Consider the following 23,433-nt stretch of genomic DNA (forward strand, 5'->3'; position numbering starts at 1 on the left):
GGGCCCTTGGACGCCGCCTCTCACCGGTCTCTAGGCTGACAGCCGGAAACGAGACATCCTTTCGACGGAGAAACAACCGCAACCACGGGGGAAAGACATGGCCGACGCACGGCGGCAACTGCGCTCCGGCACGGTGGTCCTCGGCGGGATGGGGCTGCTCGCGGCCGCCCTCACCGCCTGCTCCTCGGACCCGGACAAACGCTGCGTGGACCGCGACAGTTACAACGCCCTCAAGGGCTACAAGGTCGTCTCCGACAAGAACTGCAAGTCCGGCACGGGGACCGGCACTTGGTACTACGGCGGCAAGAAGAGCAGCGGCTGGGTCGACGGCGGCTCCTTCACCAAGCCCCGCAAGGGCGGCGGCGGTTCGGGCGGCAGCGGCGGCAGCCACGGCGACGGCGTCGACCGAGGCGGCTTCGGCGGCGGCAAGGGCAGCGGCGGCGGCTGACCCATGGAACGCCGTACCGTCGCACCCCGCCCCGGCTGGCAGCAGACCGTGGAGGCGCAGGGCCTGATCTACCCGCTCACCCGCTACCCCGACGACTCGCTGCGCCCCTACTGGGACGAGAGCGCCTACTACGTCTTCTCCCTCGACGAGGTCGAGGCACTGGAGGAGACCGTCGAGGAACTGCACCGCATGTGCCTGGCCGCCGCCGGCCACATCGTCGAGGAGGACCGCCTCGCCGACCTCGGCATCACCGACCCGCGCGTCGCCGATGCGGTCACCGAGGCCTGGCGCCGCCGCGCCGAACTGCCCTCCGTCTACGGCCGCTTCGACCTGCGCTACGACGGCACCGGCCCCGCCAAGCTGCTGGAGTACAACGCGGACACGCCCACCTCCCTGGTGGAGGCCGCGTCCCCGCAATGGTTCTGGATGCAGGACCGCTTCCCCGGCGCCGACCAGTGGAACTCCCTGCACGAACGTCTCGTCGCCGCCTGGCGCAAGCAGGCGAAGCTGCTGCCGCCGGGCAGCCCCCTGTACTTCGCGCACTCCGCCGCCGACGAACTCGGCGAGGACCTGATGACGGTCGCCTACCTCAAGGAGACCGCCGAGCAGGCCGGCCTGGACACCGACTGGATCTCCATGGAGGAGATCGGCTGGGACCCGCTGTCGGGCCGCTTCGTCGACAACCGGCTCCGTTTCATCCGCAGCGTCTTCAAGCTCTACCCCTGGGAGTGGCTCACCACCGACCGCTTCGCCGACCACGTCCTCGCCACCCTCGACAACGGCGGCGGCACCGGCTCCACCCTGTGGATCGAGCCCGCGTGGAAGATGCTGCTGAGCAACAAGGCGCTGCTGGCGATCCTGTGGGAGCTGTACCCCGGCCACCCCCACCTGCTCCCCGCCCACCTCGACGGCCCCCGCGAACTAGCCGACGGCCCCGGCTGGGTCGCCAAGCCGCTGCTCGGCCGCGAGGGCGACGGCGTCACGGTCCACGAACCGGGCACCGCACCCGCCCTGCGCGACGAACCCTGCTGCTACCAGCAGCTCGCCCCGCTCCCCGCCTTCGACGGCAACCACGTCGTCCTCGGCGCCTGGGTCGTCGAGGACGAGGCGGCCGGCCTCGGCATCCGCGAGTCCTCGGGCCTGATCACCGACGAGTACGCCCGCTTCCTGCCGCACGTGATCCTCTAGCCCGCATGGTGGACGGCCCGCAGGAGCGCCCGACGCGCCCGGTAGGCTGACAGCGGGCCGTGACTGGCGCGCTGGGATGGGACGGACCATCGGGGAGCGGCCCGGAATGACACAGTGCCGTGCGCCTGGGCCGTACCGTGAACGCTGAACGCCGACGTCCGGAGGTCCCCATGCCAGCCGAGCCTGTGTCCACCGAGTCCACCGCCTACCGCGCCGCCCTCGACGTGATCCGCGCCGTCGAGCCGCGCGTCGCCGACGCCATCGGCCAGGAAGTCGCCGACCAGCGCGAGATGCTCAAGCTGATCGCCTCCGAGAACTACGCCTCCCCGGCCACCCTGCTGGCGATGGGCAACTGGTTCAGCGACAAGTACGCCGAGGGCACCGTCGGCCGCCGCTTCTACGCCGGCTGCCGCAACGTCGACACCGTCGAGTCCCTCGCCGCCGAGCACGCCCGCGAACTGTTCGGCGCCCGGCACGCCTACGTCCAGCCGCACTCCGGCATCGACGCCAACCTGGTCGCCTTCTGGGCCGTCCTCGCCGACCGCGTCGAGGCGCCCTTCCTCCAGAAGACCGGCGCCCGCCAGGTCAACGACCTCAGCGACGCCGACTGGGCCGAGCTGCGCCAGGCCTTCGGCAACCAGCGCATGCTCGGCATGTCCCTGGACGCGGGCGGCCACCTCACGCACGGCTTCCGCCCGAACATCTCCGGAAAGATGTTCGACCAGCGTTCCTACGGCACCGACCCGGCCACCGGTCTCATCGACTACGAGGCCCTGCGCGCCCAGGCCCGCGAGTTCAAGCCGCTGATCATCGTCGCCGGCTACTCCGCGTACCCCCGCCTGGTGAACTTCCGGATCATGCGCGAGATCGCCGACGAGGTCGGCGCGACCCTCATGGTCGACATGGCGCACTTCGCCGGCCTGGTCGCGGGCAAGGTCCTCACCGGCGACTTCGACCCGGTCCCGCACGCCCAGATCGTCACCACCACCACGCACAAGTCGCTGCGCGGCCCGCGCGGCGGCATGGTCCTGTGCGACGACTCCCTCAAGGACCAGGTCGACCGCGGCTGCCCGATGGTCCTCGGCGGCCCGCTGCCGCACGTCATGGCCGCCAAGGCCGTCGCCCTCGCCGAGGCCCGGCAGCCCGCGTTCCAGGACTATGCCCAGCGGATCGTCGACAACTCCCGCGCGCTCGCCGAGGGCCTGATGCGCCGCGGCGCCACCCTGGTCACGGGCGGCACGGACAACCACCTCAACCTGATCGACGTCGCCGGCTCCTACGGCCTCACCGGCCGCCAGGCCGAGCAGGCCCTGCTCGACTCCGGCATCGTCACCAACCGCAACGCGATCCCGGCCGACCCCAACGGCGCCTGGTACACCTCCGGCATCCGCATCGGCACCCCGGCGCTGACCACCCGCGGCCTCGGCACCGCGGAGATGGACGAGGTGGCCGCCCTGATCGACCGCGTCCTGACGGCCACCGAGCCCGGCACCACCAAGTCCGGCGCCCCCTCCAAGGCGGCCCACGTCCTGGACGCGAAGATCTCCGAAGAAATCGCCCACCGCGCCACCGACCTCGTGTCCGGCTTCCCCCTCTACCCGGAAATCGACCTGGGCTGACCCTCCGGCCCCCTCCCCGACGCCGTTGCACCCGCGCGCGGCGGGGAGGGGACGGGGTGGGGGGTGTCCGCCCGCAGCGTCCGGCACCGGGCAACGGCACAGGCCCGGAAACGGGCGGCCGGACCGAGGACGGACACCCCCCCCCACCCCGGCCCCGCCTCATAGACAGGCCGTAGGCGCGACAGCAACCGGCCACCGGAGGGCAACGGGCCGCCGCAGGCATATAAGGGGCGCGGGGCTGTGTCGATATGCGGCTCCGCCGCGTGGGCGCGACCAGCCACAACGAAAGCCGCAGACGAACCACGACCCAGCGCCGCAGGCAAACGCACTCCCACCCAGCCCGTTCCCCTCCGCCCCGCCCGCTCTGCGAGAATAGGACCATGGCCTCTGATCGACCCCGCGTGCTGTCCGGCATCCAGCCCACCGCCGGCTCGTTCCACCTCGGCAACTACCTCGGCGCCGTGCGCCAGTGGGTGGCCCTCCAGGAGTCCCACGACGCGTTCTACATGGTCGTGGACCTGCACGCGATCACGGTCCCGCAGGACCCGGCGGACCTGCGCGCCAACACCCGCCTCGCCGCCGCCCAGCTCCTCGCCGCCGGCCTGGACCCGGACCGCTGCACCCTCTTCGTGCAGAGCCACGTGCCCGAGCACGCCCAGCTCGCCTGGGTCATGAACTGCCTCACCGGCTTCGGCGAGGCCTCCCGCATGACCCAGTTCAAGGACAAGTCCGCCAAGCAGGGCGCCGACCGCGCCTCCGTCGGCCTGTTCACGTACCCGGTCCTCCAGGTCGCGGACATCCTGCTGTACCAGGCGAACGAGGTGCCGGTCGGTGAGGACCAGCGCCAGCACATCGAGCTGACCCGCGACCTCGCCGAGCGCTTCAACGGCCGCTTCGGCGAGACCTTCACCGTGCCGACGCCGTACATCCTCAAGGAGACGGCGAAGATCTACGACCTCCAGGACCCGTCGATCAAGATGAGCAAGTCGGCGTCCACGCCGAAGGGCCTCATCAACCTCCTCGACGAGCCGAAGACGACGGCGAAGAAGGTCAAGAGCGCGGTCACCGACACCGACACCGTCATCCGCTTCGACCCGGAGAACAAGCCGGGCGTCAGCAATCTCCTCAGCATCTATTCGACCCTCACCGGCGCGGGTGTCACCGAGCTGGAGGAGAAGTACGACGGCAAGGGCTACGGCGCGCTCAAGACGGACCTCGCCGAGGTCATGGTCGAGTTCGTGACGCCGTTCCGGGAGCGCACCCGGAGTTACCTCGACGACCCGGAGACGCTGGACTCGATCCTCGCCAAGGGCGCGGAGAAGGCGCGCGCCGTGGCCGCGGAGACGCTGGCCCAGGCGTACGACAAGGTCGGATTCCTGCCGGCCAAGCACTGACCCGGCCGGCGCGGACACCACAGCGGAGACGGTACGGCGGCTCACCCTGCGCGGTGAGCCGTACAGCACACGTCCGCACCCGCCCAAACCGCGGCGGCAGCCGTAGAGTCGATAACCGATGGCTGCCGCGGCAGCCACCCCTGCCCCGGACCCGCCGGGGCGGCACGACGACAGGAGACGACGTGGGGACCGTAACGATCGGCGTGTCGATCGCGGTCCCGGAGCCTCACGGCAGCCTGCTCCAACAGCTGCGCACGGGCTTCGGTGACGCCGCCGCCCACGGCATCCCCACGCACGTCACCCTGCTGCCGCCGACCGAGGTCGACGAGGCCGCCCTGCCGGACGTCACGGCCCATCTGACCCGGGTCGCCGCGGCCGGCCGCCCCTTCCCGATGCGCCTGAGGGGCACCGGCACCTTCCGTCCGCTGTCCCCGGTCGTGTACGTCAAGGTCGTCGAGGGCGCCCAGGAGTGCACCCGGCTCCAGCAGCAGGTCCGGGACTCCTCCGGTCCCGTCGAGCGGGAGCTGCAGTTCCCCTACCACCCCCACGTCACGGTGGCGCACGGCATCGACGACGCCGCCATGGACCGCGCCTACGCGGAACTCGGCGACTACGCGGCCGACTGGTCCTGCACCGGCTTCGCCCTGTACGAGCAGGGCGCCGACGGCGTGTGGCGCAAGCTGCGCGAGTTCACCTTCGGCGGCGCGGTGGTCCCGCCCCAGGCGGGCAGCGTCGAACAGGGCTCCCTGCGCTAGAGGGCGTCCGCCGAGGCAGCGTCTCCTAGAGCGGCAGCCTGCGGAACACCCCCCGCGGCAGGTGCCGCAGCGCCGCCATCACCACGCGTAGCGCGCCCGGCACCCACACCGTCTCCGAGCGGCGGCGCAGGCCCAGTTCGATGGCGGCGGCGACCGCCTCCGGCGTCGTCACGAGCGGTGTCTCCTCCCGCCCGTCCGTCTCCGGCGTCCGCACACTTCCCGGGCGTACGACCATGACGTGCACGCCGGTGCCGTGCAGCGCGTCGCCGAGGCCCTGCGCGAAGGCGTCCAGGCCGGCCTTGCTGGAGCCGTAGATGAAGTCGGAGCGGCGGGCCCGCTCGCCGGCGACGGAGGACAGCACGACGAGCGAGCCGTGGCCCTGGGTCTGCAGGGCGCGGGCGCTGACCAGGCCCGCGCTGAGGGCGCCGGTGTAGTTGGTCTGCGCGACGCGCACCGCGGCGGACGGCTCACGTTCGTCGCGTGCCTGGTCACCGGGCACCCCGAAGGCGAGCAGCACCACATCGATGTCGCCCTCCGCGAACACCTTGCCGAGGGCGGTCTCGTGGGCCTCGGGGTCGAGCGCGTCGAAGGCGACGGTGCGCACGTCGGCGCCGAGGGCGCGCAGGCTCTCGGCGGCCCGCTCCAGGCCGGGGGAGGGGCGGCCGGCCAGCCACACCGTGCGGGTGCGGCGGGCGATCAGCCGGCGCGCGGTGGCCAGCGCGATCTCGGACGTGCCGCCGAGGACGAGCAGGGACTGGGGAAGACCGAAGGCGTCCTTCACGAATGACTCCTGGGTGTCACGGGCGGCGTCCCGGATGTCACGGGTGGCCTCCCGGGTGGCGCGGGCGGTGGTCACAGGCCGAGGCGGCGGGCGAGGTCCGACGTGAAGACCCCGTCCGGGTCCAGCTCCGCGCGCAGCCGGCGGAAGCCGGCCAGGTGCGGGTACATCGTGGTGAGCAGGTCCGGGCGCAGCCGGGCGTCCTTGGCGAGGCAGACCCGGCCGCCCGCCGCGGCGACCTCCTCGTCCAGGCCGTCGAGGAGGGCGGCGAGGCCGGGCAGGTGCGCCGGGAGGTCCAGGGCGAGGCTCCAGCCGGGCGCCGGGAAGGACAGCCAGCCGGGGCCGGCCTCGCCGAAGCGCTTCAGCACGGCCGGGAAGGACGGGCAGCGGTGCTCGCCGAGGCGGCGCACGATACGGCGCAGGGCGTCCTCCGCGCCGTACCCGATGACGCACTGGTACTGCACGAGCCCGCCGCGGCCGTAGAGGCGGTTCCAGTGCGGCATGCCGTCCAGGGGGTGGAAGAAGGCGGGGAGCGGTCGCAGTTCGGTACGCGTGCGTGGCGCCGTGCGGTGCCGGAGTTCGCCGGCCAGCGCGGCGGTGGTGCGGCCGAGCAGTCCCGTGGGGAGGACTTCGGGCGGGGCGGGCAGCCGGCGGGGGCGCAGGGCCAGCGGTTCGCGCCACGCGCGCGTGCCCGGGCGCAGGGCGGCCGCCGGCGCGTGGTCGGCGTGGGTGACGACGCCCCGGCCGGCGGCCGCGCCACGGGCGAGCAGGTCGATCCGGGCGGAGGCGTGGCGGTGGCGCCGGGCGGCGTTCGCCAGGCGGGCCATCACGTCGTCGAGGTCACGCGCGCGTTCGGTGCCGACCGACATCAGCGCCGTCTCGACCGGGAGCAGCCGGAGCGTGGCGGTGAGGATCACGCCGGTCAGGCCGAGGCCGCCGGTGGTCGCGTCGAACAGCGGCGTGCCGTGGCCGACGGTGTGCACCGAGCCGTCGGCGGTGAGGAGTTCGAAGGACAGCACATGCTGGGAGAAGGCGCCCGCCACGGGATGGTCGCTGCCGTGCACGTCGCCGGCGATCGCCCCGCCGACCGTCACCTGACGGGTGCCGGGGACCACCGGGACGAACCAGCCGAGCGGCAGCAGCACCTGCGTCAGCCGGTGCAGGGAGACGCCCGCGTCGCACAGCACGGTCCCGTCGTCGGCGTCCACGACATGGATGCGGTCCAGGCCCGTCATGTCGAACACGCAGCCGCCGGCGTTCTGCGCCGCGTCCCCGTACGCCCGGCCCAGCCCGCGCGCGATGCCGCCGCGCGCCCCGCAGTCCTGGACGGCGGCCACGGCCTCCGCGTAGTCGCGGGGGCGGATCAGCCGGGCGGCGGTGGGGGCGGTGCGGCCCCACCCGGTGACGGACACGGTGTCGGTTGCCATGAAAAGACGCTATCGACACGATATGCGGCATTGGTTTACTAACATTCCGACTCTGCACGAAACGGGTGATAAGTGAGACAACGGTCGTGCATCACCGGGCCTCAGCGCGGGGAGATCACGACCATGGACTGGCTGACTGGACTCCCCGTCATCGGACCGCCCCTCAAGCGGCTGATGATGACGCACGCATGGCGCTCGTACGAGCGGCTGGACCACGTGAAGTGGACCCGGCTGGCCGCCGCGATGACCTTCGTCAGCTTCGTCTCGCTCTTCCCGCTGCTCACCGTCGCCGCCGCGGTCGCCGCCGCCACCCTCGGCGCCGACCAGCAGAAGACCCTCGAGGACAAGATCGCCCAGCAGGTCCCCGGCATCTCCGACCAGCTCGACATCAAGGGCCTGGTGGACAACGCCGGCACCGTCGGTCTCATCGCCGGCGCCGTGCTGCTGTTCACCGGCATCAACTGGGTCGGTCAGATGCGGGACTGTCTGCGGGCGGTGTGGGAGCTGCCGGACAGCGAGGAGAACCCGCTGCTGAGCAAGGCGAAGGACGCCGGCATCCTGCTCGGTTTCGGCGGCGCGGTGCTCGTCACGCTCGCCGCGTCCACCGTCGCCTCCGCCGCCGTCGGCTGGACCGCCCACCAGGCCGGCCTCGACGAGCACGGCTGGGGCAGCGCCCTGCTGCGCGTCGCCGCGTTCGCCGTCGCCGTCCTCGCCGACTTCCTCCTGCTGCTGTACGTGCTGACCCTGCTGCCCGGCGTGGAGCCCACGCGCCACCGTCTGGTGGTCGCCGCCCTGCTCGGCGCGGTCGGCTTCGAACTGCTCAAGCTGCTGCTCAGCGGCTATATCCAGGGCGTCGCCGCGAAGAGCATGTACGGCGCGTTCGGCGTCCCCGTCGCCCTGCTGCTGTGGATCAACTTCACCTGCAAGCTGCTGCTGTACTGCGCCGCCTGGACGGCGACGGGCAGCAAGGAGGAGGAGGGCATCGACGCCGACGACGAGGGCGTGGGCGTGGGCGTCGACGAGGAGGGTGTCGGCGCCGACGGCGAGGAGGACGTCAGCGCCGATGAGCGGGACGTCAGCGCCGACGCCCCACCGGCCAACGGCGGTTGACGACGAACGCGCCGCCGCCCAGCAGCACCAGCACCCCGCCGGCGATGCCGAGCGCGATCCCCATGCCGCCGGAGCCGCTCGCGGTCGCGGCGCTCGCCGCCACCTTGCCGCCCGCGACCCCGCCCGACGCGGTGCCGCCCGCCGTACCGGAGGAGGCCGTCGCGCCGGGCTGGGCGTCGCCGCCCACGCTCCTGGGCGCCACCAGCTCACCCACCGGCCGCACCTTGCCGGCCGCCTGGAAGCCCCAGTCGAACAGCCGCGCGGTCTCCTTGTAGACCTCGTTGTGCTCGCTCTTGTCCGGGTGCATCACCGTGACGAGCAGCACATGCCCGCCCCGCTCGGCGACGCCGGTGAAGGTGGCGCCCGCGTTGGTGGTGTTGCCGTTCTTCACGCCCGCGATGCCCTGGTAGACGGGGACATCGTGGTCGGTGCCGCTCAGCAGGCGGTTGGTGTTCTGGATCTCGAAGGGCTGACGGACCGTTTTGCCCGACTTGTCCTTCTTTGTCTCGCCGGGGAACTCGGCCCTCACCGTCGAGCAGTACTCGCGGAAGTCCTTCTTCTGCAGTCCGGAACGGGCGAACAGCGTCAGGTCGTAGGCCGAGGAGACCTGCCCGGGCGCGTCGTAGCCGTCCGGGCTGACCACGTGCGTGTCGAGCGCCTGGAGTTCCTCGGCGTGCTGGTTCATCTCCTTCACGGTGGTCTCCACGCCGCCGTTCATCGACGACAGTACGTGCACCGCGTCGTTGCCGGAGCGCAGGAAGACGCCGAGCCACAGGTCGTGGACCGTGTAGGTCTCGTTCTCCTTTATCCCGACCAGGCTGGAGCCGGCGCCCATGCCCGCCAGGTCGGCCGCCACCACCTTGTGCTGCGTGGAGGCGGGGAACTTCGGCAGCACCGTGTCCGCGAACAGCATCTTCATCGTGCTCGCCGGCGCCAGCCGCCAGTGCGCGTTGTGCGCGGCCAGCACCTCACCGGACTCGGCGTCGGCGACGACCCAGGAGCGCGCGGTGACGTCCTTGGGCAGCACCGGCACCCCGGCGGCCAGGTTGACCTGGGTCCCTGGCCGGCCGAGTTGCGCGCCGCCCACCTGGGACATGGACGCGGGGGGCGTGGCCGACGGGCTGGGCGGGGGAGCCGGGGCCGCGAGGGCCGCCGGCGCGGTCAGCGCGAGGGACAACAGGGTCGCGGAGGTGACCAGCAGGGATCGCCTGCCGGTCCTGCGGGGAGCGGGCACGACGCAGAACGTACCTCCCGCACCCGCCGAAGTCCCGCCCCGCCCCCCACCCCGGACGCGGAACCGGACAGCCGGCGGCGATACTGAGTCCATGCAGTGCCCTTCCGGGGGACAGTCCCCGGACCCCCGGCCGACCGCGGGCACCCGGCGCTGAGAGGAAAGGTCCGTCGCTGTGAAGCTCAGCCGCCCGGTCTCCTGGTTCCTGCTCGCCTTCGGGGTGTGGAGCTGGGTCATCTGGGTCACTTTCGTCAAAAATCTCATCCAGGACAGCAGCGGGCTCGCCTTCGACGGCGGTCGTCCCACGGCGTACTTCTGGGTGCACCTGCTGCTCGCGGTCGTTTCCTCCGTATTGGGGACGGCCATCGGGGTCATCGGGTTGCGTGGAGTGCGCGCACTGCGCCGCACGTCATAGCCGGCCGGCCGGAACCGGACACCAACGGGGGACACGACACGGTGGTCATCGTCTTCGCGCTCGTGGCGCTGCTCGCGCTGGCCGTCGTCGTGTCGGCCAACTGGTACGTGTGGCGGCGCCTGGTCCGCGACACGACCGCGGGCCCCGGCCGCACCCGCCGCGTCGGCGCGGCGCTGATCGGGGCCGGCTGGGCGCTGGCCGTCGGCGCGCTCGTCGCCGAACGCGCGGGCACCCCCTTCTGGCTCCAGCGCGTCCTCGCCTGGCCGGGCTTCCTGTGGCTGGCCCTGTCGGTCTACCTGCTGCTGGCCGTCCTCGCGGGCGAGCTGCTGCGGCCGCTGCTCCTGCGGCTGCCGCGGCGCCACCGGCGCGCCGGGGCAGCCGCAGCGCGACCGGAACACGTCCCCGCGGGCGCGCCCCCCGAGCCCCCCGCGCCCGCTGAGCCCCCCGCGCCCGCTGAGCCGCCGCAGCGGCCCGCGCCCGCCGCCGGCCCCTCCCGCCGCCTTCTCGTCTCCCGCGCCGTCGCCGGAGCGGCGGCCGCCGCGGCCGTCGGCACCGTCGGATACGGCACCTACGGCGTGCTGCGCGGCCCGAGCGTGAAGCGCGTCACGGTGCCGCTCGCCAAACTGCCGCGCGCCGCGCACGGTTACCGGATCGCCGTGGTCAGCGACATCCACCTCGGCCCGATCCTGGGCCGCGGCTTCGCCCAGAAGGTCGTCGACACGGTCAACGCCACCCAGCCCGACCTGATCGCGGTCGTCGGCGACCTCGTCGACGGCAGCGTCAAGGACCTCGGCCCGGCCGCGGCGCCGCTCGCCCGGTTCAGGGCCCGGCACGGCGCGTACTTCGTCACCGGCAACCACGAGTACTTCTCCGGCGCCGAGAGCTGGATCGAGGAGGTCCGGCGGCTCGGCATGCACCCCCTGGAGAACGCCCGCACCGAGATGCCGTGGTTCGACCTCGCCGGCGTCAACGACGTGCAGGGCGAGAGCGAGGGGCACGGCCCGGACTTCACCCGCGCGCTCGGCGGCCGGGACACCACGCGCGCGTGCGTGCTGCTCGCCCACCAGCCGGTGCAGATCCACGAGGCCGTCCGGCACGGCGTCGACCTCCAGCTCTCCGGCCACACCCACGGCGGCCAGCTCTGGCCCGGCAACCTCATCGCGGCCGCCGCCAACCCGACGGTGGCCGGCCTGGAGCGCTACGGCGACACCCAGCTGTACGTCAGCCGCGGCGCCGGCGCCTGGGGCCCGCCGACCCGCGTCGGCGCCCCCTCGGACATCACGGTGATCGAACTGGCCTCACGGCAGGCCTGAGCGAACCTTCACGAGTCAACCAAATCCTCTTCCCCTGCATGAAACTCCTGTGATTAATTGAGCCGCGCGCCACTAATAGGGGAGTGGCCGCCACTTGGGGGAGTGGCACTGCACAGGGGGCCCGGATCGGGCCCGTGGGAGGGCAACACGACCATGCGGTCACCTCGCATGCGCGTTCTGGCGGTCGTACTCGTCCTGGCGGCCGTCGGTGTGGTCGGCTGGCAGCTGCTGCCGTCACAGGGCAACAAGAACAAGACGATCGTGGTCGGCACGACGGACACCATCACGTCGCTCGACCCGGCCGGCGCCTACGACGCCGGCTCCTGGGCTCTGTTCAGCAACGTCTTCCAGTCGTTGCTGACCTATGAGCCCGGCGGTACGCAGCCCGTGCCGGACGCGGCCAGGAGCTGCGCCTTCGTCGCGGGCAGCCTGCGCACCTACCGCTGCGAACTGCGGGACGACCTGACGTTCCCCAGCGGCCGCGAGGTCAGTGCGAAGGACGTGAAGTTCTCCTTCGACCGCATCAAGAAGATCAACTCCGATGTCGGTCCGGGGTCCTTGCTGTCCACGCTCGCCTCGGTGGACGCACAGGGCCGCACGGTCACCTTCCATCTGTCCACCCCGGACGCCACGTTCCCGTTCAAGGTGGCCACCGGCGCCGGTTCCATCGTCGACGCCGAGCAGTACCCGGCCGACGCGCTGCGCGAAGGCACCGCCGCCGACGGCACGGGGCCGTACCAGCTGGCGTCGTACACCAAGGGCGGCAAGGCCGTCCTGAAGCCCAACTCCCGCTACCGGGGCGCCATCAAGAGCACCGGTGCGCCCATCGAGCTGCGCTACTACAAGGACCCGACGGCGCTGCAGGGCGCCTGGAAGGCCAAGCAGGTCGACGTGGCCACCCGCCAGCTGCCGCCGGACGTCCTCGCCGGGCTCAACGCCAGCGACCCCGGCCAGCGCGTCTTCGAGGCCGACAGCTCCGAGACCCGCAACCTGTACTTCAACACCCACAAGGGCTCCCCGCTGCACGACGCGCGCGTGCGGCGGGCCGTGGCCTGGCTGGTCGACCGCGAGCAGCTCGCCGGCGACGTCTACGACGGCACGGTCGAGCCGCTGTACTCGATGATCCCGACCGGCATCATCGGCCACACCGCGTCGTTCTTCGACACCTATCCCAAGCAGAACACCGCCCGGGCGCGGGAGCTGCTCACCGAGGCCGGCGTCAGCCTGCCGGTCCGCTTCACCTACGGCTACGGCATCGGCAGCGGCGCCGCCGAGCAGGAGGCGAAGGAGCTCAAGCGGCAACTGGAGGCGAGCGGCCTGTTCCAGGTCGACGTCAAGGGCTATGAGTGGACCGACTTCCAGAAGCACTGGGCGACCGGCAAGCTCGACGCGTACGCCGTCGGCTGGGTCGCCGACTACCCCGACCCGGACACCTTCACGGGCCCGCTCGTCGGCACCGACTCCACGATGAACACGGGCTACAGCGACAAGACGGTCGACGCGCTGATCCGTTCCTCGCAGCAGTACGCCGACCGCAGCCGCTCCGCCGTGGACTTCCGCCGGCTCCAGGGCCGCATCGCCGACGACGTCCCGGTGATCCCGCTGTGGCAGAGCAAGGAGTACGTGGTCACGAAGGTGGACGTCAGCGGCGGCCAGTACCTCTCCGACGGCAACGGCGTGTTCCGGCTGTGGCAGCTGACCTGGATCTGACGGGAATCCGACGAGAGGCCGGCGAGGGCCGGGCCGGTCACCGGGCCCGGTCCTCGCCTCCCGGCGCCGGCAGCATCTTCGTCATGCCCGGCAGGAAGTCCGTGAACAGCTCGTGGACCTCGCGCACCAGCGGTCGCAGCACCCGGAAACGGGCCAGTGAGACGCCCCGCGCGGTGATGCGCGCGCCCCGCTCGGCGAGCCGGTAGCTGCGCTCGCGGCCCGGGGTCCGGTCGAAGATCCAGTACAGGACGAGCCCCATCTGCGCGAGCCACATCAACTCGGGCAGGGCGTCCTGCAGTTCCTCGGGCACCTTGGTCTTCTTCGCCCCGCGCAGCACCTCCCGGTGGACGCTGATCGCCTCCTCGCGCGCGTGCTCCGACTCCTGCGAGAAGGGGCTGAGCGGGCTGTCCGGGTCGGCGGCGTTCTTGAAGAACTGCACCGCGAACTCGTGGTACGGCGCCGCCACGTCCAGCCAGGTCCTCAGCACGCCCGCGAGCCGCGCCTCGAAGTCGCTCTCGCGCTCCAGGACGCCGCGGACCGCCGCCTGGTGCTCGGCGGCGATCCGGTCGTAGAAGCCCTGGATCAGGTGCTCCTTGCCGGCGAAGTAGTAGTAGGCGTTGCCGACGGAGACACCGGCCTCCTGGGCGATGGCCCGCATGGTGGTCTTGTCGTAGCCCCGCTCCTGGAACAGCCGCATCGCCGTCTCCAGGATCAGCGCACGGGTCTGTTCCGATTTCTCGGACTTCGGGGTCGCGGGGCCCTCATGCGGGCTGTCGTTCTTGGCGGGCACGACACCAGAGCCTAGTCAGTGGCGCAGGCGCCGTCGTCACAGCCGGGTGGGTTGCGGGGCCGGCCGGTCCCGGACGCGTACGACCATCCGTCGCGCCCGGGGTGCACCCGCCCACCCCGTCCGTCCTGCCGGCCCCGCCACTTGGCGGCGGCGAGCACGGCGCCCCGGGCGAGTCTCGCGCCCGCCGGGGTGCTGAGCCGGTGGGCGAGGGGGCGGTGCTCGCTCAGGGCCCACAGGACGACGATCCAGGCGGCGGTGTCCCGGTAGACCTGGCCGCCGTCGCCGACGACGGTGACCTCCTCCAGGGTGGCCCGGTGGTCGAGGTCCGGGAAGCGCCGCCGGGCCTCGTCCGACCCGGCGGGGACCAGCTCCAGCGGCACCAGCTGCGGCTGCCGCGCCAGCCAGTCCCGCAGGAAGGTGCACAGGGCGCACTGGGCGTCGTACAGGACGGTGAGCCCGCACACGGCCGGCGCGCCTGGCGTGGCGCTCATGACGCTCATGCCCCCGTGCTCGGCGCCACCCAGCCCTGCGGCTGCACCGGCGGCACCTGCTCGCGCTCCAGCACGCCGCGGCGGCGGATCCGGTTGAGGACGTACACGTTGCCCAGGTGCATCACGCCGAGCACGAGCAGGACCACGCCGAGCTTGGTGGACAGGGCCTCGAAGATGCCGCGGGTGTCCTCGATGGTGTCGTCGCCGCTCAGATAGAGGGCGACGAAGCCGAGGTTGACGAGGTAGAAGCCGACGACCAGGAGGTGGTTGACGGCGTCGGCGAGCTTGTCGTTGCCGTGCAGGACGTCGGCCAGGAAGACCCTCCCGTTGCGGCTGAGGGTCCGGGCCACCCAGACGGTCAGCCCGATGCTGACGACCAGGTAGATGACGTAGGCGATGACGGTGCGGTCCATGCCCCACCCCTTCTTGAACGCGTTCAAAACGCTGGCGGGACTGACTGTAGACCTGTTTTTGAACGTGTTCAACTTCGGGTCGGACTCAGTCCCGGCGCGCCAGCTCCGGCCGCTTGGAGTAGTCCGTGAACCCGATGACGTTGCCCCAGGGGTCGGCGATCTCGACGGTCCACCCGGTGGCCACGGCGAAGGGCATCTCCAGCGGCGCGATCCCGGCCGCGACGAGCCGCAGCGCGGCGAGCCGGGCGTCGGGCACCTCCACCCACACCCGCGGGGTGGGCCACGCGGGCGAGCGGTAGCCCAGCGCGTCCTCCTGCCGCAGCAGGACGCCCGGCGTCTCCCCGCCGACCTTCAGCACCGCGATCCCCGCCTCGTCCAGCCGGAACCCGACGACGAACCCGGCCCGCTCGTAGAACCCCACGGCCTCACCGAGATCCCCGACGGGCAACAGCACGTTGTCGAACCCGAGCAGCTCGTACGACTCGTCGTCTGACATACGGTCAGAATAGGTGCAGATCGGTACGTACCGGGTGATTGGCGGCGCGATGTCTCACCCACACGAAAGGGCCCCGCCCCCGGTGGTGACACCGGACGCGGGGCCCTTCTCGCGGGTTCGCAGGCTCAGAAGCGGCGCGTGATCAGCGCCCTCTTCACTTCCTGGATCGCCTTGGTGACCTCGATGCCTCGCGGGCAGGCGTCCGTGCAGTTGAACGTCGTACGGCAACGCCAGACGCCGTCCTTGTCGTTCAGGATCTCCAGGCGCTGCTCGCCGGCCTCGTCACGCGAGTCGAAGATGAAGCGGTGCGCGTTGACGATGGCCGCCGGGCCGAAGTACTGGCCGTCGTTCCAGAAGACCGGGCAGGACGACGTGCACGCGGCGCACAGGATGCACTTCGTGGTGTCGTCGAAGCGCTCGCGGTCCTCGGCGGACTGCAGACGCTCACGCGTCGGCTCGTTGGTGTCCTTCGTGATCAGGAAGGGCATCACGTCCCGGTACGCCTGGAAGAACGGCTCCATGTCGACCACGAGGTCCTTCAGGACCGTCAGGCCCTTGATGGGCTCGACCGTGATCGGCTTCTGCGGGTTGATGTCCTTGATCAGCGTCTTGCACGCGAGGCGGTTCTTGCCGTTGATCCGCATCGCGTCGGAGCCGCAGATGCCGTGGGCGCAGGAGCGGCGGAAGGTCAGCGTGCCGTCCAGGTCCCACTTGATCTTGTGGAGGGCGTCGAGGACACGCTCCTTGGGGTCGATCTCCAGCTGGAAATCTTCCCAGGCCGCCTCGGCCGAGACCTCCGGGTTGAACCGGCGGACCCGGAGGGTGACCGTGATGTAGGGGGAGTCGGCGAAACCGGGCTCGGGTCGGCCGGCCGCTTCGTCCTTGTCCAGAACAGGGGTAGCCATCAGTACTTACGCTCCATCGGCTGGTAGCGGGTCTGGACGACCGGCTTGTAGTCGAGACGGATGGACTCGGTCCCGTCGGCGCCGACCTCGCGGTACGCCATGGTGTGGCGCATGAAGTTGACGTCGTCGCGGTTCGGGTAGTCCTCGCGGTAGTGACCACCGCGGGACTCCTTGCGGGCCAGCGCGGACACGGCCATGACCTCGGCCAGGTCGAGCAGGTTGCCCAGCTCGACGGCCTCCAGCAGGTCCGTGTTGAACCGCTTGCCCTTGTCCTGGATCGCCACGTTCTTGTAGCGCTCACGCAGCTCGGCGATCTTCTCGACGGCCGTCTTGATCGTCTGCTCGGTGCGGAACACCATGACGTTGGCGTCCATGGTCTCCTGCAGCTCGCGCCGCAGCTCCGCCACCCGCTCGGTCCCCGTCGAGCTGCGCAGACGCTCGATCTGCTCCACGACGAGGGTCTCCGGGGCCTCGGGCAGCTCGACGAAGTCCGCCTTCTGCGCGTACTCCGCGGCGGCGATGCCCGCGCGCTTGCCGAAGACGTTGATGTCCAGCAGGGAGTTCGTGCCCAGACGGTTCGCGCCGTGCACGGACACGCAGGCCACCTCGCCGGCGGCGTACAGGCCGGGGACGACGGTGGTGTTGTCCGCCAGGACCTCACCCTCGACGTTCGTCGGGATGCCGCCCATGGCGTAGTGCGCGGTCGGCTGGATCGGGATCGGGTCCGTGTACGGCTCGATACCGAGGTAGGTGCGCGCGAACTCCGTGATGTCGGGCAGCTTCGCGTCCAGCTGCTCCGGCGGGAGGTGCGTCAGGTCCAGGTAGACGTGGTCGCCCTCGGGACCGCAGCCGCGGCCCTCACGGATCTCCGTGTAGATCGAGCGCGAGACGACGTCACGGGAGGCGAGGTCCTTCATGACGGGCGCGTACTTCTCCATGAAGCGCTCGCCGTCCTTGTTGCGCAGGATGCCGCCCTCACCGCGGGCACCCTCGGTGAGCAGGATGCCCATGCGCCAGATGCCGGTCGGGTGGAACTGGAAGAACTCCATGTCCTCCAGCGGGATGCCCCGGCGGTACACCGCGGCCTGGCCGTCGCCGGTCAGGGTGTGCGCGTTGGACGTCACCTTGAAGAACTTGCCGCAGCCGCCGGAGGCGTAGATCACGGACTTCGCCTGGAAGATGTGGATCTCACCGGTGGCCAGCTCGTACGCCACGACACCGGCCGAGCGCTTGACGCCGTCGACCTCGGTGATCAGCTGGTCCAGGACGTAGAACTCGTTGAAGAACTCCACGCCCTCCTTGACGCAGTTCTGGTACAGCGTCTGGAGGATCATGTGGCCGGTGCGGTCGGCCGCGTAGCAGGAGCGGCGGACCGGCGCCTCGCCGTGGTTACGGCTGTGACCGCCGAAGCGGCGCTGGTCGATGGTGCCGTTCGGGGTCCGGTTGAACGGCAGGCCCATCTTCTCCAGGTCGAGGACGGAGTCGATGGCCTCCTTCGCCAGGATCTCGGCGGCGTCCTGGTCGACCAGGTAGTCACCGCCCTTGACCGTGTCGAAGGTGTGCCACTCCCAGTTGTCCTCCTCCACGTTCGCCAGCGCGGCGGCCATGCCGCCCTGCGCGGCGCCCGTGTGGGAGCGGGTCGGGTAGAGCTTCGTCAGGACGGCCGTGCGGCTGCGCTTGGTCGCCTCGATGGCGGCCCGCATACCGGCGCCACCGGCGCCGACGATGACGGTGTCGTACTTGTGGATCTTCATGATTCTCGCAGCCCCGTGCCTAGCGGATGTTCGGGTCGAAGGTGAAGATCACCAGCGTGCCCAGCAGGATGGTGAACACCGTGGCGGTGTAGAGCAGGCCCTTGAGCCACAGACGGGTGTTCGCGCGCTCCGCGTAGTCGTTGATGACCGTGCGCAGGCCGTTCGCGCCGTGGAGCATCGCCAGCCACAGCATCAGCAGGTCCCAGACCTGCCAGAACGGCGAGGCCCAGCGGCCGGCCACGAAGGCGAAACCGATCTTGGACACGCCGCCGTCCAGCACGAGCTGGATCAGCAGGTGGCCGAGGACCAGGACGACCAGCACGACGCCGGACAGGCGCATGAAGAGCCAGGCCGCCATCTCGAAGTTGCCCCGGGTCGACTTCGGGGTCTTCTTGGTGCGCTTGCGCGGGGCTTCGATGAAGGGCGCCGGGTTGTCGACGGAGTAGACGGCTCCGCCCTCGACCGGGCCGATACCCGAAGCGGTGGATTCAGTGGTGGACATGCGCGTCAGCTCCCGAACACAACACGAGCGGCGTGGCCGAGGACGGGGTAGATCGCCCCGAGCATCAGCACGACCCAGATGCCCACGACGGTCCAGAGCATCTGCTTCTGGTAGCGCGGGCCCTTGGACCAGAAGTCGACGGCGATGACGCGGAGGCCGTTGAGCGCGTGGAAGAGGATGGCCGCGACGAGGCCGTACTCAAGGCAGGCGACGATCGGCGTCTTGTAGGTGGATACGACCTTGTCGTAGTCCTCAGGAGAGACACGGACGAGAGCGGTGTCCAGCACATGAACGAACAGGAAGAAGAAGATGAGGACGCCGGTGACTCGATGAGCCACCCAGGACCACATTCCTTCCCGGCCGCGGTACAGCGTTCCAGCCGGCACGGAAATTTCCTCCGGGAGCGGGGGTTGGGGCCGCGCCGGCTTCGGTGTCGGTCGGGCCCGGCCGGGTACGGTCCACCGGCCCCCAGCATCGTAGCGACGCGCTGGCGCTGGGCCTCGCCGGGGTCCCTCGGTGTGATCAAAGTGGCACTCAAAGAGGTACGGGTGGGCTAGTGAGGCCACTGAGGTGGGCGGTTTATGCCCATTTGCCGGGTGCGGGTCGTCAGTGGCTGCTCGCGCAGTTCCCCGCGCCCCTGAGGGTGTCGCGCAAACGTTCCCTTGCCAGGCGCCGGAGCTCCTCTGCCGCCACCACCCGCTCCTCCTCCGGGTCGTTCGCCAATCGTGACCGGATGGCTTCCAGAACGTGATCCAGCGTCTCCTGCGGCGGGACCCCGTCCAGACAGATGGCGAACGTGTGTCCGAATCTGGCCTCGTAGGCCGCGTGCGCCGCGGTCAGGGCCGTATGGGCCGCTCCATAGGTGTCGTCCGGGAGCGGCGGCAGGGTCTCCGCGGTCAGCGCCTCCGCCAGATCGGCGGGAGCGAGGTCGTAGGCGGCCTCGTCGGACGCGGCCAGCAGCGCGTCCAGCGTGGGATACGGGCGGTGGTCGGCGATCCGGCGCGCCCAGCGCAGGCTGCGCAGGCAGCCCAGCAGGGCGCGCACCGCCTGGTCGGCGGGCGCGTCGTTGAAGTCCTCCAGACCGGCTGGCGGCCGCGGGACGCGCGGCTGCTCGGGCAGTGTCGGTATGGCGACTCGGCCGGGGAGACGGGGAAGACGGTGCGCGGGCAGCGTGAGTCCTCGGCGTGGGTGATGTGTGGGTCGGCAGGGGATCATGTGAGAGATGTGACACCACGTTATCCAGAGCGGTCACGCCGTGTCCGACGGATGCCCGGATTTCACCCGCACGGGAGAGTTTCGGGCTCTGTGGTGGACACACCGGGAGGCCTAGGGTCTGTCGTTTGGATCACGCTGGCTGTGAGGTGCGGTGCCTTTCAGCCGACCCGAGCGGGGTCTGGCGTGCAGCTGCAAGGCGGAGGAGGGCGCCAACGCGGTGGGGGTCCCCCCTGCTCGAAGAGCTTGGGGGAGTGCGTGCCAGACCCCGCGACGCCGGCGTGATCCAAACGACAGGGCCTAGTGGACAGGACGAGCGGCGCGCCGAGTCGTACGTTGGCCGAGTGAGCCAGCACAAGCGAAAGCACAGCAGGCACATCAGGCACAGGCGGCTCGTCGTCGCGGCGGCGATCGCCGGGACCGTCGCGCTCGGCGTGGGCGTCGGCGTGTGGGCCTCGGCGGGCGGCGGCGGTTCCTCCGGCGCCGGGACGGCCCAGCCGCGGCCCTCCGAGGCCGGGGCCGTCGCGTCACCCGGGCGGACGACGCCCGGCACACCGTCCGCCGCACCCAGCCCCACGCGCTCCTATCCGCTGTCCACCGCCCCGCGCACCATCCCCGCGGTGCGGGCGCACACCCCGGCGCACGGCCCCGGCTGGCGCCCCGCGCACGGCGCCCGGGTCGTGGTCAGCGACCCGGAGCTGACCGACGAGGGCAAGCTGATCGCCGGCGAGCTGGGGCTCGCCTACGCCGGACAGCGCGACGACGTGCGCGCCGGGGACGTACGCCTGGCCCTCAGCGGCGGCGAGGGCGGCAACCCGGAGTCGTACACCATGACCGTGCGCGGCGGGCGGGTGGTGATCAGCGGGCCCGGTGAGGCGGGCGTGTTCTACGGCACCCGGACGCTGAAGCAGGAGGTGCGCGGCGCCGGCGGCGCACCGGAGGGCGTGGTGCGGGACGAGCCGGCGAAGCCGGTGCGCGGGTTCATGCTGGACATCGCGCGCAAGCCGTACACCGCCGGCTGGATCGAGGACCGCATCCGCGAACTCGGCGATCTGAAGTTCAACGAGCTGGGGCTGCACTTCTCCGACGACCAGGGCTTCCGGATCGAGTCCAGCAGCCACCCGGAGATCGTCTCCAAGGACCACCTCACCAAGGCGCAGGTCAAGGACATCGTCCGGCTCGCCGACAGCCGGCACATCACGATCGTGCCGGAGATCGACTCGCCGGGGCACCTCGGGGCCGTCATCGCCGCCCACCCCGACCTGAAGCTGGTCAGCGCGCGCGGCACCGTGGCGCGCGGCGCCGTCGACATCTCCAAGGACGCGGCCGCCCGGATCGTCGACGACCTGCTCGACGAGTTCGCCGGCGTCTTCCCCGGTGACAAGTGGAACCTCGGCGGCGACGAGTACCAGGCGCTGATGGCGTCGAACCCCGCGGCGAGCTACCCGCAGCTCGCGGCCGCCGCCCGCCAGGCCTTCGGGCCCTCCGGCACCATCGCCGACCTCGCCACCGGCTGGCTCAACGACCGCGCCGACACCGTCCGCGCCCACGACCGCACCCTGCGCGCGTGGAACGACGGCTTCTACCAGGGCACGTCCGTCAAGCCCGCCGCGGATCTGCAGGTGGCGTACTGGACCGGCAAGGAGATCGGCGCCCGGCAGCCGGTGGACTATCTCAGCGCCGGCCGCAAGATGATCAACTACAACGACGCGTTCCTCTACTACGTCCTCGGGCAGCCGAACCAGTTCTTCTACCCGACCGGGCAGCGGATCTACGAGCAGTGGACCCCGCGGGTGCTGCGCGACACCCAGGCGGTGCCCGCCCGCTACGACGGGCAGATCCTCGGCGGCTCCTTCGCGGTCTGGGGCGACTTCCCGAACGCCCAGACCCAGAACCAGGTCGCGGCGGGCATCCGGATGCCGCTGCGGGCGACGGTGCAGAAGCTCTGGGACCCGGGCAAGCCGGCTCTTTCCTGGACGGAGTTCAAGTCCCTCGCCGCCAAGCTCGGCTGACCCGTTCCCCGTACCGGGCCCGGTGGGCCGCAGCCCTCGGAGGTAATGGCCGAAAACCTCTTCTCCCCCTCCTCGACCGGCCCGGTGTGGTACCCCTGTGACACTGCGCGGCCGTCGCACGCAGTAAGGGGAAGTACGGGCTCCGTAAGGGATGGCGCCCCGTCGAGGGAGGCGTGGATGAGCCTGGTGGACCTCATCTCACAGGCTGACGAACGCGGACTCGCCGCGAGCGGATTGGCTTGTTTGGACCGGTGCCTGCCCCTGCTGGGCGGCGACGACGAGACGCTGCGGCCGCTGTGGGGCAATCTCGCGGACCCCGCTGCCGACGCCGGCGGCGCCTGGGGCGATCTGCTCGACGCGGCACGCGGCAAGCTCGCGCTGCCCGCCGGTGACTCGGGCGGCACCGGTGACTCGGGTGAATCCGGTGACGAGGCGACCCTGCTGGCCCAGCGGATGCTGGCCGCCGCCCCCGACGAGCGGTTCGCCCCGCAGGTGCGGGTGTGGGCGGACGCCTGCTCGGTCGCGTCGCTGCAGATCCACCGGCTGCTCGACCCCGCCGAGGACGCCTCCGGCGTCGACGCGCGCCGCCGGGGCCGTACCGACGGCATCTCCCCGCTGGTCGCCGCCGAGCTGCGCCGCCAGGTCACCGTCCTCGAAGTCCTCGCCGAACACGGCACGTCCGGGCTGCGCCGGGCCCTGGACGTCTCCACCGAGGGACGCCGGGTGCTGCGCGCGGTGGTCTCACGCCGCTCCCGCGGACGGATCTGAACCCCGCCGCGGCGCCTTGAAACCCGCATCGCTGCGCGGGTCCTGTGACCGTCGTGCGGGGGCGCTGGGGCGGACTCGCACCGGTTCGCCGAACACCCCGGAAACCCCGTGACACCGCGGCGGCCCGGCGCGCTCTTGGGTACGTGACGACTGTTACCTCGCAGTACACGACCTGGCACCAGCGGACGCCCGGGCAGAACGGCAGACCGCAGGCCGCCGCCAAACCCGCGCGCTGGGCGGCCGACGTGGTGGCCACCATGCGCGAGGGCGCCCGCCTCCACCTCGACTACTCGGCGCAGAGCCTGTGGCGCGTCGACCGGGTGATCGAGGAGATACGGCGCGAGGGCGCCCCCGAAGCCGCCGTGGCGACCGTGCTGCGCGGCTTCGGCGCCTACGCCGGTGAGGTGATCGTCCGCCAGACGGGCGCCGAGTGGTGGGCGAGCGGCGGCGACCACTGGGTGCGCACCCCCAGCGGCAAGCTGTGGGACCCGGTCGACGAAGCCCACCGCGTCTACGCCGGCCACGGCTCCCTGCGCCTGCTGTGCCGGGACGCGACGGCTGCCGACCAGCCCCCACCGCGGCAGACGGAGGGATGACGCGCGAGCGGCCCTGAGGTCGTACGCGCGTGCCCGGCTCCGCTGTGGTGACGGACACCCGTGAGGCCTGTGATGCCGAAGGCCCCGCATCCGCTGGGTAGTCGGG

The 23,433-nt window shown here is 71.5% G+C and carries 24 protein-coding genes and 1 riboswitch; of the genes, 12 read left to right on the plus strand and 12 right to left on the minus strand.

The annotated features are described in order from the left end of the window. Positions 1-97: 97 nt before the first annotated feature. The 5 genes from AC0B9F_RS22265 (at position 98) to AC0B9F_RS22285 (ending at position 5,404) form a co-directional block, all read left to right on the plus strand. A complete protein-coding gene (locus tag AC0B9F_RS22265; RefSeq protein ID WP_472005180.1) occupies positions 98-448 on the plus strand; it encodes a hypothetical protein in 351 nt (116 codons plus the stop codon). Between the two features lie 3 nt (positions 449-451). Beyond that, positions 452-1,636, plus strand: a complete 1,185-nt coding sequence (locus AC0B9F_RS22270; RefSeq protein ID WP_472005184.1) for a glutathionylspermidine synthase family protein — start codon at positions 452-454, stop codon at positions 1,634-1,636. A gap of 49 nt (positions 1,637-1,685) precedes the next feature. Next, positions 1,686-1,774, plus strand: a riboswitch (ZMP/ZTP riboswitch). 32 nt (positions 1,775-1,806) lie between these two features. Continuing rightward, positions 1,807-3,255 (plus strand): glycine hydroxymethyltransferase, encoded by a 1,449-nt coding sequence (locus tag AC0B9F_RS22275; RefSeq protein ID WP_472005187.1) that lies wholly within the window; start codon positions 1,807-1,809, stop codon positions 3,253-3,255. 380 nt (positions 3,256-3,635) lie between these two features. Beyond that, positions 3,636-4,649 (plus strand): tryptophan--tRNA ligase, encoded by a 1,014-nt coding sequence (gene trpS, locus AC0B9F_RS22280; protein WP_472005190.1) that lies wholly within the window; start codon positions 3,636-3,638, stop codon positions 4,647-4,649. A gap of 182 nt (positions 4,650-4,831) precedes the next feature. After that, the gene (locus AC0B9F_RS22285; protein ID WP_472005192.1) at positions 4,832-5,404 is read left to right on the plus strand and encodes a 2'-5' RNA ligase family protein; all 573 of its coding nucleotides are present in this window, start codon (positions 4,832-4,834) and stop codon (positions 5,402-5,404) included. Positions 5,405-5,429: 25 nt separating this feature from the next. Here the strand turns inward: AC0B9F_RS22285 and AC0B9F_RS22290 are convergent, their stop codons facing one another. Beyond that, positions 5,430-6,185, minus strand: coding sequence for a decaprenylphospho-beta-D-erythro-pentofuranosid-2-ulose 2-reductase (locus AC0B9F_RS22290; protein ID WP_472005339.1), 756 nt, complete (start codon positions 6,183-6,185; stop codon positions 5,430-5,432). Positions 6,186-6,256: 71 nt separating this feature from the next. After that, positions 6,257-7,609, minus strand: a complete 1,353-nt coding sequence (locus AC0B9F_RS22295; protein ID WP_472005194.1) for an FAD-binding oxidoreductase — start codon at positions 7,607-7,609, stop codon at positions 6,257-6,259. A 123-nt stretch (positions 7,610-7,732) separates the two neighbouring features. Here AC0B9F_RS22295 and AC0B9F_RS22300 point away from each other — a divergent pair, with 123 nt between their 5' ends. After that, positions 7,733-8,719 carry a YihY/virulence factor BrkB family protein gene (locus tag AC0B9F_RS22300; RefSeq protein ID WP_472005197.1) on the plus strand — a complete coding sequence of 329 codons (987 nt, stop codon included), beginning with the start codon at positions 7,733-7,735 and terminating at the stop codon, positions 8,717-8,719. On the opposite strand, the gene AC0B9F_RS22305 is transcribed toward AC0B9F_RS22300, so the two are convergent. Further along, positions 8,685-9,953: a D-alanyl-D-alanine carboxypeptidase family protein gene (locus AC0B9F_RS22305; RefSeq protein WP_472005199.1), complete on the minus strand. Its 1,269-nt coding sequence runs from the start codon at positions 9,951-9,953 to the stop codon at positions 8,685-8,687. The genes AC0B9F_RS22300 and AC0B9F_RS22305 overlap by 35 nt on opposite strands. A gap of 172 nt (positions 9,954-10,125) precedes the next feature. Here AC0B9F_RS22305 and AC0B9F_RS22310 point away from each other — a divergent pair, with 172 nt between their 5' ends. From AC0B9F_RS22310 to AC0B9F_RS22320, 3 genes are all read left to right on the plus strand, one after another. Beyond that, the gene (locus tag AC0B9F_RS22310; protein WP_472005201.1) at positions 10,126-10,365 is read left to right on the plus strand and encodes an SCO4848 family membrane protein; all 240 of its coding nucleotides are present in this window, start codon (positions 10,126-10,128) and stop codon (positions 10,363-10,365) included. A 41-nt stretch (positions 10,366-10,406) separates the two neighbouring features. Next, a complete protein-coding gene (locus tag AC0B9F_RS22315; protein WP_472005202.1) occupies positions 10,407-11,678 on the plus strand; it encodes a metallophosphoesterase in 1,272 nt (423 codons plus the stop codon). Positions 11,679-11,846: 168 nt separating this feature from the next. Continuing rightward, positions 11,847-13,388, plus strand: a complete 1,542-nt coding sequence (locus AC0B9F_RS22320; RefSeq protein ID WP_472005204.1) for an ABC transporter substrate-binding protein — start codon at positions 11,847-11,849, stop codon at positions 13,386-13,388. 37 nt (positions 13,389-13,425) lie between these two features. On the opposite strand, the gene AC0B9F_RS22325 is transcribed toward AC0B9F_RS22320, so the two are convergent. The 9 genes from AC0B9F_RS22325 to AC0B9F_RS22365 all read right to left on the minus strand — a co-directional run bounded on the left by AC0B9F_RS22325 (position 13,426) and on the right by AC0B9F_RS22365 (position 19,954). Then, positions 13,426-14,178: a TetR family transcriptional regulator gene (locus AC0B9F_RS22325; RefSeq protein WP_472005205.1), complete on the minus strand. Its 753-nt coding sequence runs from the start codon at positions 14,176-14,178 to the stop codon at positions 13,426-13,428. An 11-nt stretch (positions 14,179-14,189) separates the two neighbouring features. After that, positions 14,190-14,669 carry a thiol-disulfide oxidoreductase DCC family protein gene (locus tag AC0B9F_RS22330; RefSeq protein ID WP_472005206.1) on the minus strand — a complete coding sequence of 160 codons (480 nt, stop codon included), beginning with the start codon at positions 14,667-14,669 and terminating at the stop codon, positions 14,190-14,192. Between the two features lie 5 nt (positions 14,670-14,674). After that, positions 14,675-15,082, minus strand: coding sequence for a hypothetical protein (locus AC0B9F_RS22335; protein WP_472005207.1), 408 nt, complete (start codon positions 15,080-15,082; stop codon positions 14,675-14,677). 85 nt (positions 15,083-15,167) lie between these two features. Further along, entirely contained in the window at positions 15,168-15,578 is a 411-nt protein-coding gene (locus AC0B9F_RS22340; protein ID WP_472005209.1) for a VOC family protein, read from the minus strand. Between the two features lie 125 nt (positions 15,579-15,703). Continuing rightward, entirely contained in the window at positions 15,704-16,483 is a 780-nt protein-coding gene (locus tag AC0B9F_RS22345; protein WP_472005211.1) for a succinate dehydrogenase iron-sulfur subunit, read from the minus strand. Further along, complete coding sequence (sdhA, locus tag AC0B9F_RS22350) at positions 16,483-18,237, minus strand: succinate dehydrogenase flavoprotein subunit (protein WP_472005212.1); 1,755 nt, start codon at positions 18,235-18,237, stop codon at positions 16,483-16,485. Before sdhA ends, AC0B9F_RS22345 begins: the two co-directional genes overlap by 1 nt. Before the next feature lie 19 nt (positions 18,238-18,256). Continuing rightward, on the minus strand, positions 18,257-18,739 hold the full coding sequence (locus tag AC0B9F_RS22355; protein ID WP_472005213.1) for a succinate dehydrogenase hydrophobic membrane anchor subunit: 483 nt from the start codon (positions 18,737-18,739) through the stop codon (positions 18,257-18,259). Between the two features lie 5 nt (positions 18,740-18,744). Then, positions 18,745-19,125 carry a succinate dehydrogenase, cytochrome b556 subunit gene (sdhC, locus tag AC0B9F_RS22360; RefSeq protein WP_472005215.1) on the minus strand — a complete coding sequence of 127 codons (381 nt, stop codon included), beginning with the start codon at positions 19,123-19,125 and terminating at the stop codon, positions 18,745-18,747. 220 nt (positions 19,126-19,345) lie between these two features. Continuing rightward, the gene (locus AC0B9F_RS22365) at positions 19,346-19,954 is read right to left on the minus strand and encodes a 2-oxo-4-hydroxy-4-carboxy-5-ureidoimidazoline decarboxylase (protein ID WP_472005217.1); all 609 of its coding nucleotides are present in this window, start codon (positions 19,952-19,954) and stop codon (positions 19,346-19,348) included. A 341-nt stretch (positions 19,955-20,295) separates the two neighbouring features. Here AC0B9F_RS22365 and AC0B9F_RS22370 point away from each other — a divergent pair, with 341 nt between their 5' ends. From AC0B9F_RS22370 to AC0B9F_RS22380, 3 genes are all read left to right on the plus strand, one after another. After that, complete coding sequence (locus AC0B9F_RS22370) at positions 20,296-21,963, plus strand: beta-N-acetylhexosaminidase (protein WP_472005219.1); 1,668 nt, start codon at positions 20,296-20,298, stop codon at positions 21,961-21,963. Positions 21,964-22,140: 177 nt separating this feature from the next. Further along, entirely contained in the window at positions 22,141-22,731 is a 591-nt protein-coding gene (locus AC0B9F_RS22375) for a hypothetical protein (RefSeq protein ID WP_472005221.1), read from the plus strand. A 143-nt stretch (positions 22,732-22,874) separates the two neighbouring features. Further along, positions 22,875-23,327, plus strand: a complete 453-nt coding sequence (locus AC0B9F_RS22380) for a hypothetical protein (RefSeq protein ID WP_472005223.1) — start codon at positions 22,875-22,877, stop codon at positions 23,325-23,327. Positions 23,328-23,433 lie beyond the last annotated feature (106 nt).

It is taken from the genome of Streptomyces sp. NPDC097129, from assembly GCF_055668065.1.

Coding starts and splice junctions, on each gene's coding strand:
- sdhA (WP_472005212.1), bottom strand. CDS start 18,237: ATGAAGATCCACAAGTACGACACCGTCATCGTCGGCGCCGGTGGCGCC.
- AC0B9F_RS22335 (WP_472005207.1), bottom strand. CDS start 15,082: ATGGACCGCACCGTCATCGCCTACGTCATCTACCTGGTCGTCAGCATC.
- AC0B9F_RS22340 (WP_472005209.1), bottom strand. CDS start 15,578: ATGTCAGACGACGAGTCGTACGAGCTGCTCGGGTTCGACAACGTGCTG.
- AC0B9F_RS22265 (WP_472005180.1), top strand. CDS start 98: ATGGCCGACGCACGGCGGCAACTGCGCTCCGGCACGGTGGTCCTCGGC.
- AC0B9F_RS22365 (WP_472005217.1), bottom strand. CDS start 19,954: ATGATCCCCTGCCGACCCACACATCACCCACGCCGAGGACTCACGCTG.
- AC0B9F_RS22345 (WP_472005211.1), bottom strand. CDS start 16,483: ATGGCTACCCCTGTTCTGGACAAGGACGAAGCGGCCGGCCGACCCGAG.
- AC0B9F_RS22330 (WP_472005206.1), bottom strand. CDS start 14,669: ATGAGCGCCACGCCAGGCGCGCCGGCCGTGTGCGGGCTCACCGTCCTG.
- trpS (WP_472005190.1), top strand. CDS start 3,636: ATGGCCTCTGATCGACCCCGCGTGCTGTCCGGCATCCAGCCCACCGCC.
- AC0B9F_RS22275 (WP_472005187.1), top strand. CDS start 1,807: ATGCCAGCCGAGCCTGTGTCCACCGAGTCCACCGCCTACCGCGCCGCC.
- AC0B9F_RS22320 (WP_472005204.1), top strand. CDS start 11,847: ATGCGCGTTCTGGCGGTCGTACTCGTCCTGGCGGCCGTCGGTGTGGTC.
- AC0B9F_RS22300 (WP_472005197.1), top strand. CDS start 7,733: ATGGACTGGCTGACTGGACTCCCCGTCATCGGACCGCCCCTCAAGCGG.
- AC0B9F_RS22295 (WP_472005194.1), bottom strand. CDS start 7,609: ATGGCAACCGACACCGTGTCCGTCACCGGGTGGGGCCGCACCGCCCCC.
- AC0B9F_RS22355 (WP_472005213.1), bottom strand. CDS start 18,739: ATGTCCACCACTGAATCCACCGCTTCGGGTATCGGCCCGGTCGAGGGC.
- AC0B9F_RS22270 (WP_472005184.1), top strand. CDS start 452: ATGGAACGCCGTACCGTCGCACCCCGCCCCGGCTGGCAGCAGACCGTG.
- AC0B9F_RS22375 (WP_472005221.1), top strand. CDS start 22,141: ATGAGCCTGGTGGACCTCATCTCACAGGCTGACGAACGCGGACTCGCC.